This is a genomic window from Segatella copri, assembly GCF_009494835.1.
Classification (GTDB): Bacteria; Bacteroidota; Bacteroidia; order Bacteroidales; family Bacteroidaceae; genus Prevotella; species Prevotella copri_F.
Genome location: NZ_VZBE01000034.1, coordinates 1 through 12,200, shown reverse-complemented (window position 1 = coordinate 12,200; position 12,200 = coordinate 1). Strand labels below are relative to the sequence as shown.

Below are 12,200 nucleotides of genomic sequence, written 5' to 3'. Positions count from 1 at the left end.
AAGATGCTGGCAAAGGGTATGGATGAAGCGTCTATCATGGATATGACGGGGCTGACGGTAGAGGAGATAAAGCTACTGAAAGCGGAGATGTAGATTACGAATATCACCATATAATCAAGGGTCTATACGCCACTTATCATCGTGACATATAGACCCTTGTCGTTTCCCGAGGTGCGGGTATATATAATTGCCGAGCACCTCATACTCTTGCCCAACTTAGGAGTATAAGTAGTATATCCTGTCTCCGCAACTTATAGATTTAAATCTATAGTCAAGAAAATCACAATTATGATGTTCCAGGGAGTTTTTATAATTTTCCCCGTCAGGATCAGGCTCCCATCCTGTTTCTGTATATTTATCAGACATCTTTCTCTGGTCGCCAGACAACACCAAATCTATAGCGTTCTCTGTATCACAAAAATAAAAGATTTCCGTACCAGCCTTGGATATATTCCCCAATGTCACTTTTCTGAGCCTTGAGCAGGACACAAAAGCCATGTCACCTATGCTTGTTGCATTTGGAGCATTAACAGCTTCCATATTGTAGCAATCATAAAAGGCTGATTGCCCAATGCTTTTAACATTTGGCAAGTTTATTGATTTTAGCTGAGTACACTCCATAAATGCTTCAGCACATAATGTCTCAACTCCGTTTACAGTTAATTCAATACTGCCAACATCTGCACTACTTAGGGCATCTTTTATCTTCTTAAGCACATCTCTATCTGCATTTGCATCTAAAGTGATTTCAATGTTCTTTTTGTTCGCAGCCAAAGCCTTTTCTATCACCAGTAAGGCATTTTCTGTAGTTGTTACAGCATCGCCCCCTTCGATAACGCTGCCTGTACTCCAATCAGTAACATTTACATTTCCTACCGCAGCCTTATCCTTACCTATTTTTACATTATAGGTATAGCTCTGAGCATATTCGTGAGCAGGAATACCCTTTACAAACAAGTCTTTTGACAATGTTGGATTGCCATCTTCATCATTGTATGTCACTGTGAGTTTGAGGAAATTCTCTCCATCTTTTTTTTCACCAGGTGCAACCAATGCATAGAAGACATTATTGCCATTCTCATCAGGAGTTGGATCTTTATAAGCTGTGATTTCTTCTATGTTCTCATTTTCTCCTACTTGCTCTTCTGCCGAAACATGAAGTTTTGAATAAACTTTTACATCGGTAAGCACAGGCTTCAGTCCATCGAATTCATTGCCAAAAGAACTTACTCTGACAACAACACGAGCTGTTTGACGCTGAAAATATAACTCCAACATTCTATCTTGAGGAGCTTTAGCCTCAATTCGATTAGTCCACATATAATCAGACTTGGCTATTTTGTCAAGGGTAGATTGGTCAGCAGACACATATCCACTATATATCGTATTTACAGTGTTTTCACTTGCGCTATAAGGGTATATTGCTTTGAACTCCTGTACGCCACCCGTCCAACACAAATAGTCACCATTTTCTGGTATCCAATTGTCACCACTTTTAGTGTAATTTACGGTTTTACCATTAGTCAATATGCGGATTAAATCGCCATCATTAAACACAGACAGAGCTTCTTCTGTTTTGCCCACTGGATTACTACGTGTAAAAATACTATTTTTACCAACGTTGGCTGTAACCTCAACTACATTGCTCAAAGTATTTATACCTTGCTCTTCCTCATTAGAGCAAGCAGCGAGCATTGCAACAAATGCTAATGCGCCAATATATTTTGTTATCTTCATATTTTGTATCTATTAATGTCAAACAAACTTTTATTCTGTCTCTAAATTGTCGGTATGCTCTTCCCCCCAAGGACTTACCCCTATGTAACTTATCTGTACCACATCCTTGCCTACCAATAAATGCAACTGATGGCTTTTCCCTGACAAAAATACAACATCATTTTCTGTAGCAGTCCAAACATAAGAATTGCCATTCACTTTAAAACCGATGCTAAATTTCCCAGATGTGACAGACTGTGGGATTACAATAGCTGAATAGTTGAAAGTTGGATGGGCTGTTTTTTCATCGGCTCCATTGAATTTAACAACCTCAGGAGTAATAGCAGTTGCACCTTGGGTGTTATCAACTTTTGCAACTATTGATTCTGCTGTAAAATCCACCTTACTACTTAGGATAGTTCCATTTATCTTTACATCTGTTACTGATTCTGCCGTAATAGGCTTTTCCTTGTTTTGGTTAAACTCATCTCTTAGCTCGATAGTCAGATTCAACTGACTAAGGATATGGGAGAATGTAATGTCAACAGCTTGGTTGGCATTCAATTCCGTACCAGGAGTGAAGTTCTTTTGTCTATAAACAATGAAGTCTGAAGTATAGTCATTAGCATTGCTTTGGTCTGCCTGTACAGCAAAAGCGTAATCATTATTTCCATAGACTTTAACTTTGCCATTTGCATCTTCGGTAGTCTCCTGATATGGCGCATAAGCCAGGATGTCAACAACGGTAGTTGAATTCTGCCAAAACATCTGGGTAGCAGGATTCCAATTGCTGCCTTCCTTTGTTACCTTGATATTATCATAGGTATACTTGTCACTACCTGCATTGTTGATGCAGAAGCCAAACGAACTAAGTTTATCGGTGCTGTTTCCGTAAGAGGCACGGGTATTCATGCCATCTACACTTGTCATGATTCTAACCACATTATCCATTGGATAATTGCTCTGTGCCAAATCCTCATCGTTGGAGCAGCTGGCAAAAACTGCCGTTGCCAAAGCTGCCATTGTTAATATTTTAATTGCTTTCATATTGTCGAATTTTATGTTTTAATTTTAAGAAAGTTACTCGTGAGCCTCGCCCTTGATAGGGTCGCCTGTAGAACCCCAGCCAGAGATGTTTACATCGCCAAGTTTTATGACGTCACGTCCTACCTCTAGGTTGACTGTAGTAATCTTGCCACTCTCAAACTTAAAAGGAGTGCCGTTGTCGTAGATGAAGTCCTTGCCGCCAATGGTGATAGTAATCTTCTGAACACCATCCTGCGGGATGATGATGGAAGCATATTTCTTGTTGGCGGTTAATGCAGGCATGTCGAAGTCTGCTTTATCTTCTGCTACAGCAGATGGGGTGACAACCTTGGTCAGATAATTGACGGTTGCTTTTTTTGCGGCATTGCCTACAACTACCTTATCTACGGTAGGTCCCTCTGTTCCCCATTGATTCTTATAGGTAAGGTTCACCACAAGTTTAGCCATCACATGGGTAAAGGTGAGAGGTACTGTTTGCTGTTCATCGACATTATAGGATAAGCCATCTTTGTTGACTGCCACCAAGAGGTCGCTTTCCACTTGCTTTGTCTCATCGAATGTATATTCTCCGGCAGAAAGGTCGGATATTGCTGAAATAGGGTATACACCGATGAAATAATGCTTGTCACGGTTGTTCTTCCAAAGCATCTGTGGAGTGGCTACCCATGAGCCGTTTGTCAGCTTATTGATGGCGTTATTCACCACACGCTCGCGTGTCTCTGGAGCAACAGTTGCATCGCCAGTCCAGGCATACACGCTGATTTCATCACCCTCCTCAAAGGTTTGACCGCCTTTCGCATCTGTGGCAACACGTGTCATATTGCCGATACTGGTAGAAACGGTGATATACTTGGAGGTCTCGCCTCCGATACCGTTCTCGTTGTCAGAACAGCTGCCCAATGTCAAAGCCATTGCCATCAGGGCAATGAGATAAGTCTTCTTTTTCATTGTCTTTTTACTATTTTATGTTTATATTCTTGTTTTGATTCTTGCTTAAATGAGAGGGGCGCTTAATCTTCTGGATTCAGAATTTCACCACGGTATATCCATTTCTCAGTCCAATCATCTATCTTCGTGCTCGTAAGATACATGTAAGGTTTCATCTCCTCAAATTCCAAGTTTATCTTGTACTTGCCGCCAGATTTCATGACAGGAGCTTCGATGTCGTAGTTGCTAACTACTCCCCCAGGAGAAATCAGTTGGATAAACAACTTGGTGTTATGAAAACCATTGGCTGTCGGCATCAAGCGTAATGTTTCCGTTTTTAAAGTTTCGCCAGGCACTGCGATTCTCAAAGGTATATCACACTCTTCCTTGGTATAGCTTGCCGTCCCAAATGTTCCATCCTCATTCTTTTGCAGGGGAAGGAGTCCGGTTGCAACATTCAGAACCTTGCCTATCATTGCAAAATTGTCAGGAACTCCTTCAATGAAGATGGTCAATTCTGCAAGTATATGGCGCATTTCATTTTTGGTTATGTAGTTGACATTTGATTTGTCTATACCGATGTCCGTGACACCATAATAGGCATGGTCGGGAGAGGCACTTGGATTGGACAAACCAAACATGAGTTGGTTTATATTGAGGGTTGCCCTTGTAGCCTCACCGATAAAGAATGGTTCTATAAGGTTGGTGGCAGCCAGAATCTGATAATGCCCTACAGGAAGAGCAAAGCGTTGGCTTGCCACCTCCTGCGCACTGCCACCATGTTTTTCCTCTACAAGCGAACCGTCATCGGCATTGAATATCCAGAGCTTCACGTCTTTCACTTCCGTACCTTGGTCGGCTTCATCTGCCCAAGTGAGCGATACCGACAAGCCACCTTCTTCCTCGTCATTATGAACATCATGGTCGCAACTTGCCAAGAGGCATGGGACACATAACAGCACCCATAACCAAATATTAAATATTCTTTTTGGAAGAATAAAAGCAAGTGCTGCGACCAGTAATCTTTCTTTTCCAGTTAAGTAATTTCTCATATTGATCTTTTTTTATATTATGTAAAAATATGCTGTCTTATTCTAAGGATCAACATACTTTTTTTTAGTTAAAACTTCATTCATATCTATTATGTTTTGATTATAATTTACGACATTTTAAATCTTTACTTGATACAGATTATAAAAAATCCAGGTGCAAAGTTAAGGGTTTTATTTAAAAGTGGGGGGGGTAATATTTGTTTTTTCAGGTATGATTTTTTGGTTTTAGGTGTCTCATTCGTGAGCAATGCGACACCTTGTTAGTATTTTTTAACGTTTTCAGGCTCTATTCAAGAAGTAATTATCAACAAAGACTAATTATACGTCACCTGTTCATCGAGGCATATAGACCCTTGGAACAACCGCAAAGTATGGGTTGTTTTTTTTCAGATAATTGGTTTTCCTATCAGCTTAGGACTTTACAACATATCTTCATTTCCATCCTCTGGACTTTGTCCCTGATGGAAACCAGGAGTTTCTGACCCTGCCAGCAACTGTTGGGCTTTTATCTCATGCACCTGCATTTTCAGCCAATTTCTCCCGCCATTCGGCAGGAGTACAGCCTTCTTTTAACTTGAAAATGCGGTACTGATAGGTGCGGGCAGAGAAGCCACAAAACGTACCTCGGCAAGCCTGAGGCGGAAGGTGGAGTTTAGGAATGAAGTGAAGTAGCGTGCCAACTCGTTCTTGGAAATATCCAGCGAGCTTGACAGGGTGAACATGTTTACTGTGGTGTCTTTTCTTCGCACCACTTGTCAAGCTTCTCCTTGATGGCTGCCTGACGCTCCTGAGAAATTGGCTGTAAGTTTTCTTTACTGTCTGTATACTCTGCATCCTGCCCATCGGAGCTTTCCAAAGATACCCCCTTTCTAATTGAAAATAGCCAATTAGATTTCACATTCAATTAAAATAATCAGCAAAATTCTTGGCTGTTTTAAATAAAAGTTGTAGTTTTGCATTTGGAATAATATAAATATGTATGATATGACAACATTAGCTATTTATAAATTGTGGAGTTTCTTGCAGTCCCTTCCTTTGACAGCAAGTAATGAGCGTTGGTTGGCCGAACGTCTGTTGGAGTCAGCTAATGCTAAGTCTGTTACAACTGTAAAGAAGCAAGAGAATGCGTGGGCTAACTATCAGCTTTCGCCCGAAATACTTAAGATGACGCTTAAGAATCGTAAGCAAGTTTCAGATGCGATAGATGACTCATTATATGAATCTTTAGAAGAAAAATACAAATGAAAGTATTCTTAGATACCAATATAGTCATAGATTTCTATGATCAGCGAGGTGATTTTTATTATCCCGCTGCCGTTATTTTTGACCTAGCCCATAAGAGAAAAATACAACTTTATGTTTCTGCTATAACATTTGTCAATGCATTTTTTATCTTGCGCAAATCTTATTCTCGGGAAGAGTTGTATCAATCTATGTTAGGTCTTGCGTCTCTTTGTGAAATAACGGATGTGGATAAGGAGATTATAAAGAAGTGTCTATCATTTGAACGTAAAGATTTTGAGGATAGCGTGCAATATGAGTCTGCTTTGCTCCATCAAGTAGATGTGATAGTAACAAGAAATGTAAAGGACTTTAGGGATTTTGCAGAGAATGTGCAGACTCCTGCTGATTTTTTAGAATCGATATTAGTTTAAAATAAGAATGCTCAGTAAGGAAGAAAATGGTAAAAGCCCCCGATGCGTATAGCACCGGGGGCTTCTTGTATTATGCCGTTAGGCGTTATAATGCCTGTTACTCACCCCAATAATAGTCTTCTACCTTTTCTGGTTTTTCATCGTCAATGCCTCCTTGACCCATAGTCGATGCTGCGAGGAGGGTGCAAGAGGTGATATTTACCACCTGCATCTCTGGCTTTTTATATTCTTTCTTTTTCATATCCTTTTGATTTTAAAATTCTTTACTTAACCATGATTTTATAAGTCTTGCTGCCACGCTTCACGATGTTCAAGCCCTTCTGCAGGCCATTGGTACGACGACCATTCGCATCATAGTATTCTGCATTGGCATCGTTGCTGATAGCGTTGAGGTTGTCAATGGCAGTAGTGCCATCACCCTTTCCGATGCTCAGCATGGCTGCTCTTGCCAGATATTCATAGGCAGGATGGATGTATGCACGCATCGGTTTGATGCCCACGCCCTTGCCATCATCCAAGTCAAAGACACGCCAGAACTTATCCTTACCAATGATGTAGTCGTTTTTGTCAAGACCCTTATTGTCTTTGCCGCCAATCTTGGTGAATGAACCTACGAGGTTGACATCTGAGGCAGTTTCTACTTCTGGCTCAGTAACGTTTGTTCCAGCTACTGGCTCTTTAACGATGCCTGCATTTTGTACAGAAATGTTGAGTGTCTGCTCGTTCTCATTCATCTTGAAGAGCACCGGAGTGCCGGCAGGGATTTCGCCCTCTTCGCAACTCTCAAGGGTGATGCATTCTTTATCATTGTCAATACCTGTGAGACGATAGAACTTACATTCTGTTTCCTGGCTCTGGTCAATGGCGAAAGGCAAGCAGAGCGTTCCCCATTTAGAACCTTCAGGGATAACTCGGATGTAAAATGCATTCTTGGTTGCGAACGGCTCATAAGCCACGAAATCCTTGCCATCGTCAAGAACAAGATTCTCCGTAGTAAGAGTTTCTCCCGCTGCACCTATCTTCTTCTCACCATTCTTACCTACCAGCTTGGTGAAGTAGCCAGTCTTGTAGTTGGCGTATTCGTAATTGTCCTTGTCTGAGTTACTGATATAATCTATAAAACCTTTGAGATTCTCGCAACCTTGGAACATACCATCACCATCAAAAACCTCGTTCGTAACAAACTTATCGCTGGCGAAGATAGTTTGGAGAGTTGAGCAACCAGAGAACATAGAGGACATATTCTTCACGCGCTCTGTATTGAAATTAGAGAGGTCGAGCAAAGAGAGTTTTCGACAGCTCAGAAACATATCTGTCATATCTTCCACGTTCTGAGTATTGAAGTTAGAGACGTCGAGCGAGGTAAGCGCATAGCAGCAAGTGAACATATCGCGCATGTCCGTCACATTCTGGGTATTCAGATTCTCAATACCTTCAATTTCGGTCAGATAAAAACAATTTCCGAACCACCAACAACAGCTCGTTGGTCTTGCATTGGCAAACGAAGCATCGAAGACCACCTTCTTGATATTTCCTTTTTGGGCCTCCCACCCCGGATTGTTAGATTCCACATTAAGGTCATAAGCTTCTGCAGGCTTTACTCCCTTGTAGCGGAATGTAAGAGTAGCATTGTCAAACTCGGCATAAGCACATCCAGGAGTAAAATAACCATCCGTGCCGCAGTTGGCATATTTGCGGTCGGTCTTGCTATCGCTATAACCTTTGAGGTTTTTGCAACCTGAGAACATATCAGAACCAAATTCCACCCTGGTCGTTACAAACTCATCGCTAGCGTAGATGGTTGTGAGAGCGGAGCAATCAGAGAACATGCTGTTCATATACCGCACCTTCTCTGTATTGAAATTAGAGAGGTCGAGAGAAGTGAGAGCGGAGCAATTATAGAACATATGGGCCATATCCACCACATTCGCTGTATTGAAATTAGAAAGATCGAGCGAAGAGAGGTTTTGACAGCTATAGAACATTTCTTCCATATTCGTCACCTTCTCTGTATTGAACTTAGAGAGATCGAGCGAAGAGAGTCTATGACAACCGGAAAACATGCGTGACATATCCGTCACCTTCGTTGTATTGAGCGAAGAGAGTTTGAGCGAAGAGAGTTTGTTACAATACCTGAATATGCCTGACATATCTGTCACATTCGCTGTATTGAAATTAGAAAGATCGAGCGAAGAGAGGTTTTGACAGCTATAGAACATTTCTTCCATATTCGTCACCTTCTCTGTATTGAACTTAGAGAGATCGAGCGAAGAGAGTCTATGACAACCGGAAAACATGCGTGACATATCCGTCACCTTCGTTGTATTGAGCGAAGAGAGTTTGAGCGAAGAGAGTTTGTTACAATACCTGAATATGCCTGACATATCTGTCACATTCGCTGTATTGAAATTAGAAAGATCGAGCGAAGAGAGGTTTTGACAGCTATAGAACATTTCTTTCATATTCGTCACATTCGCTGTATTGAAATTAGAGAGGTCGAGCGAAGAGAGTTTGTTACATTCATAGAACATACGGTACATATTCGTTACATTCGCTGTATTCAAATATTCAAGGCCTGTAATTGTTTCCAATGTACTGCAGCCAGCAAAGAAATGTTCCAACGATGTAGGTGCGTATGTTTTGAAACTCTCATCGAAAACGATATTCTTGATATTTGTAGTTTCTATATCGTACATATCTTTCACCATCGGTTCGTCATTCACTATAACTAAACGGCTTAAATCAATACTTTCTAAATTATTAGAAGTGATTTTTTTGAAAGTCAATTTAGTGTTCGTAGCATCCAACTCTGCTACATAATCAGAAATAGTGGTTGCCGTGTTCAGATCGTATATGAATGCGCGGTCTGCACCTTTATTACCATCACCAACTAAATCGAATATATTGTATGATAATCTCAAAGTATATTCACCCTTGTTTAAAATGCTTTTATACACTTTTTGCTCTGTTCCCTTAATTTCATCAAGCAGTTTTCCATTTAAAGTAATAAAGACATAGTTAGAGTTCTTTGCCGAAATTAGATATTTAAATGAAAATAATATAGGCTTTACTACATTGAATTTGACTATAATTTCAGATGTACTGTGCCCCTTCCCATAATTATTTGACATCAGTCCCTTGCTTTCTGCTGTAAAATAGGAAGAGACATTAGACATTCCATCTGCGTTCAAGTCCAACATCTTCCAAGGATAACTGTCATTGTCAGTAATGGTAACATCGGTTATACCCTCCAAATTGAACAAAGCATAGCGAGAATCCTTATAGGGACAGACAGTACAATTGCCTTCACGGTCGAATTTATGGCCTTTTGCTGGAATCACGAGGCTGGCAGCATCCGTAAACTCTTTAGTTGTGGCTTCATCGCTGAAGAGTTTGTTGCATACACTGCACTGCCAGTATTCTATGTTACCAGCCTCTGTACATGTAGCATCTTTCAGAGCATGATGAGTGAGTGTATGTGGTTTAAGCACATCATCCTTATATACCTTCACAATAAAATTGCAGAGAGAGCATTTGTGTGTGGTATAGCCGTGCTCTGTGCAAGTTGGTTCTACGTTTTCCATTACTTCACCAAGGGCAGACGATTCATCGGCTTTCTTGTGAGAACAGGTTTGGAGTTTGAGTTTAAACTCACCTACCTGCAATGTGCGTCCACTATGAATAGCCGAGATTTCCCATTTAAAATATTGATAAGAGGTAGAACATTTGCAGGTGAAGTCGTACGAAGTATAGTTCTTATCCTTGAGCACCTTGTCCTCGCTTACCTCATCGATAAGCTCCCAAGCGTCATCGCTGCCTGTATTGTTACCATAGAGCTTCCATGACAACGGATTGCGGCCTCCCCAAATTTCATTGTCATTTCCCGTAGTGATGGTGTAGCCCACAGGTACTCCTGCCTTGCTGGCTTCGAAGATGACATAGGCGCTGCTATAGAAAGAGCAGCACCACTTAGAGAAATCATTGATCGTCTTTTTGCCATCAAAGAGTTTCTTGAAATTTTCTGCTTCAGACATCCCTTCAGGGCTACCTGTTAAGGCACTAAACGTTACAGACGTGTCGTAATCTGTCTGCGCCACCATACGTGTAGGCACAAACAACAACATCAACAACATCAATGGGAATAGGGCAAATCTACAGAACTTTGCCCCCCCATAGTTCATACGTCCGACATACGACCCACAGGATTGATTGTTAAACTTTTTCATAATTAAATTTTATATTTGTTATTTATATTTGTCTGCTTATTGCCGAAACTCACTCCAGGAAATACAGGAGGTTTAACAGCATGATGAATATCGAAGCCAGAAATAGAAAGATATAAAACTGTTCCTGTTTGAAGAAATCACGAAAGGTGATGCGAGCCTTCCGATGTTCCTCAAGATACATCCTGTACTCATGTATCATGGCATATACGAAGATGATACCTAACATGAGTGCAAACACCCCGATGATAATCAGGGCGAGTTCTATCCTTGGTATGGTTTCTAATATTTCTTTCATGGTGCAAATATAGTGTTTTTTTTTCAAAAAAGGTGTCGCATTCCTCTGTATAGGTGTCGCATTCCTATCAAAAAGGTGTCGCATTCCTATGAATGCGACACCCTTTTTAACGTATTTTTTCATTTCGTGATGCGTTTTCCTGGTATTTATCGAAAAATGGTTAATCCTGCTTTTTATCCTCCGAGGCTACATTTTCAGCCATTTTCTCCCGCCATTCGGTAGGAGTACAGCCTTCCTTTAACTTGAAAATGCGGTACAGACAGGTGCGGGCAGAGAAGCTGTACTCGGCTGAAATGATGTCAGTCTCCGAGAAATATCGGGACCGCTCCGCCTTAGGAATATCCAACGAATGCGACAGGGTGAACATGTTTACTATGGTGTCTTTGTAGCCCAAATCAGCACACCACTTGTCGAGCTTCTCCTTGATAAACATCTGACGCTCCTGAGAAAAATGATGTAAGTTTTCTTTACCATCTATAGGTTCTGCATCCTGCCCATCGGAGCTTTCCAAAGATACCCACCCCATTTCAGTTTCTTCATCTGCTATGGCTGCGCTTTCTTCTTCCTCCTTATCCAAGAGTTCCTCGGTAGGAACGTAATTGTAGCCCAATGCCACGAAACTCAGGTTGAAGTGATGAGCATGAAGATGAAACATGCGAACTGAAGGAAATATAAAGAGTCTATCATTCTTACTATTTTATTATTACTTTCTTGTATTTTTGATTGCTTGCTGTAGGATTATCCGGATTAGTCATCTGCAAATATCCTGCTGCAACAAGGGAGGTGATGTATTTGGCTATATTTTTTGTATGATAGACAACACCGGCTCTTTCCAAAATTTCCCTACTTGTTCTTGGCACGCTACAGAAGTTTACTATATCCTTCTGTTTATTCGTCAATGGCACTCTTTTAGTGTCATGGTAACTATGTATAGTGTCATAGTCTTCGACAAAAGTGTCATGGTCGGTGTCTAAGTCGGTGTCAGAGTGTCTAAGTCCAGTGTTATGGTCTTCGGCAAAAGTGTCATGGTCGGTGTCAGAGTGTCTAAGTCCAGTGTTATGGTCTTCGACTTGGTTACTTTCCCCCTCGACTTGGTTACTTTCTTCTCTCCAAACAGTAATCACAAATTCCTGTGCCTTGTCATTATTCATAAATGTGACATTAACATCTTCATCAAGAGCACGAGTGATGCCGCTACCAACACCAGTGTATGGCAGCAAGTATATAGCATTGTTAAAAAGGAACATATTGCGAGGCATGGAAGTTCCAGCCTTGATGTCAT

12 protein-coding genes and 1 pseudogene are annotated in these 12,200 nt (G+C 41.0%); 2 read left to right on the top strand and 11 right to left on the bottom strand.

Annotation, left to right across the window (positions count from 1 at the left end; all coding sequences use genetic code 11):
* Positions 1–216: 216 nt before the first annotated feature.
* The 6 genes from F7D47_RS05495 to F7D47_RS15030 all read right to left on the bottom strand — a co-directional run bounded on the left by F7D47_RS05495 (position 217) and on the right by F7D47_RS15030 (position 5,598).
* Positions 217–1,737 (bottom strand): fimbrillin family protein, encoded by a 1,521-nt coding sequence (locus F7D47_RS05495; protein ID WP_153085976.1) that lies wholly within the window; start codon positions 1,735–1,737, stop codon positions 217–219.
* Between the two features lie 30 nt (positions 1,738–1,767).
* Positions 1,768–2,763, bottom strand: coding sequence for a fimbrillin family protein (locus tag F7D47_RS05490; protein ID WP_153085975.1), 996 nt, complete (start codon positions 2,761–2,763; stop codon positions 1,768–1,770).
* Positions 2,764–2,796: 33 nt separating this feature from the next.
* Positions 2,797–3,711, bottom strand: a complete 915-nt coding sequence (locus F7D47_RS05485; protein ID WP_153085974.1) for a fimbrillin family protein — start codon at positions 3,709–3,711, stop codon at positions 2,797–2,799.
* A gap of 62 nt (positions 3,712–3,773) precedes the next feature.
* Positions 3,774–4,628, bottom strand: coding sequence for a FimB/Mfa2 family fimbrial subunit (locus F7D47_RS05480; protein WP_228112447.1), 855 nt, complete (start codon positions 4,626–4,628; stop codon positions 3,774–3,776).
* Positions 4,629–5,311: 683 nt separating this feature from the next.
* Positions 5,312–5,494: a hypothetical protein gene (locus tag F7D47_RS14890; RefSeq protein ID WP_228113453.1), complete on the bottom strand. Its 183-nt coding sequence runs from the start codon at positions 5,492–5,494 to the stop codon at positions 5,312–5,314.
* Positions 5,467–5,598, bottom strand: a complete 132-nt coding sequence (locus F7D47_RS15030) for a hypothetical protein (protein WP_262884368.1) — start codon at positions 5,596–5,598, stop codon at positions 5,467–5,469. The genes F7D47_RS14890 and F7D47_RS15030 overlap by 28 nt, the downstream gene beginning before the upstream one ends.
* 128 nt (positions 5,599–5,726) lie before the next feature.
* Here F7D47_RS15030 and F7D47_RS05470 point away from each other — a divergent pair, with 128 nt between their 5' ends.
* Both F7D47_RS05470 and F7D47_RS05465 read left to right on the top strand, forming a co-directional pair.
* Entirely contained in the window at positions 5,727–5,987 is a 261-nt protein-coding gene (locus F7D47_RS05470; protein ID WP_147347541.1) for a hypothetical protein, read from the top strand.
* A complete protein-coding gene (locus tag F7D47_RS05465; protein WP_118082166.1) occupies positions 5,984–6,397 on the top strand; it encodes a type II toxin-antitoxin system VapC family toxin in 414 nt (137 codons plus the stop codon). Before F7D47_RS05470 ends, F7D47_RS05465 begins: the two co-directional genes overlap by 4 nt.
* Before the next feature lie 97 nt (positions 6,398–6,494).
* Here the strand turns inward: F7D47_RS05465 and F7D47_RS05460 are convergent, their stop codons facing one another.
* The 5 genes and pseudogenes from F7D47_RS05460 to F7D47_RS05440 form a co-directional block, all read right to left on the bottom strand.
* Positions 6,495–6,638: a hypothetical protein gene (locus F7D47_RS05460; protein WP_153085972.1), complete on the bottom strand. Its 144-nt coding sequence runs from the start codon at positions 6,636–6,638 to the stop codon at positions 6,495–6,497.
* A gap of 22 nt (positions 6,639–6,660) precedes the next feature.
* Positions 6,661–10,623: a BspA family leucine-rich repeat surface protein gene (locus F7D47_RS05455; protein WP_153098435.1), complete on the bottom strand. Its 3,963-nt coding sequence runs from the start codon at positions 10,621–10,623 to the stop codon at positions 6,661–6,663.
* Between the two features lie 49 nt (positions 10,624–10,672).
* Positions 10,673–10,918 (bottom strand): hypothetical protein, encoded by a 246-nt coding sequence (locus F7D47_RS05450; protein WP_153085970.1) that lies wholly within the window; start codon positions 10,916–10,918, stop codon positions 10,673–10,675.
* A 160-nt stretch (positions 10,919–11,078) separates the two neighbouring features.
* A complete protein-coding gene (locus F7D47_RS14885) occupies positions 11,079–11,573 on the bottom strand; it encodes a hypothetical protein (protein ID WP_228113452.1) in 495 nt (164 codons plus the stop codon).
* Between the two features lie 37 nt (positions 11,574–11,610).
* A pseudogene (locus F7D47_RS05440) lies at positions 11,611–12,200 on the bottom strand (RNA-binding domain-containing protein); the annotation flags it as partial.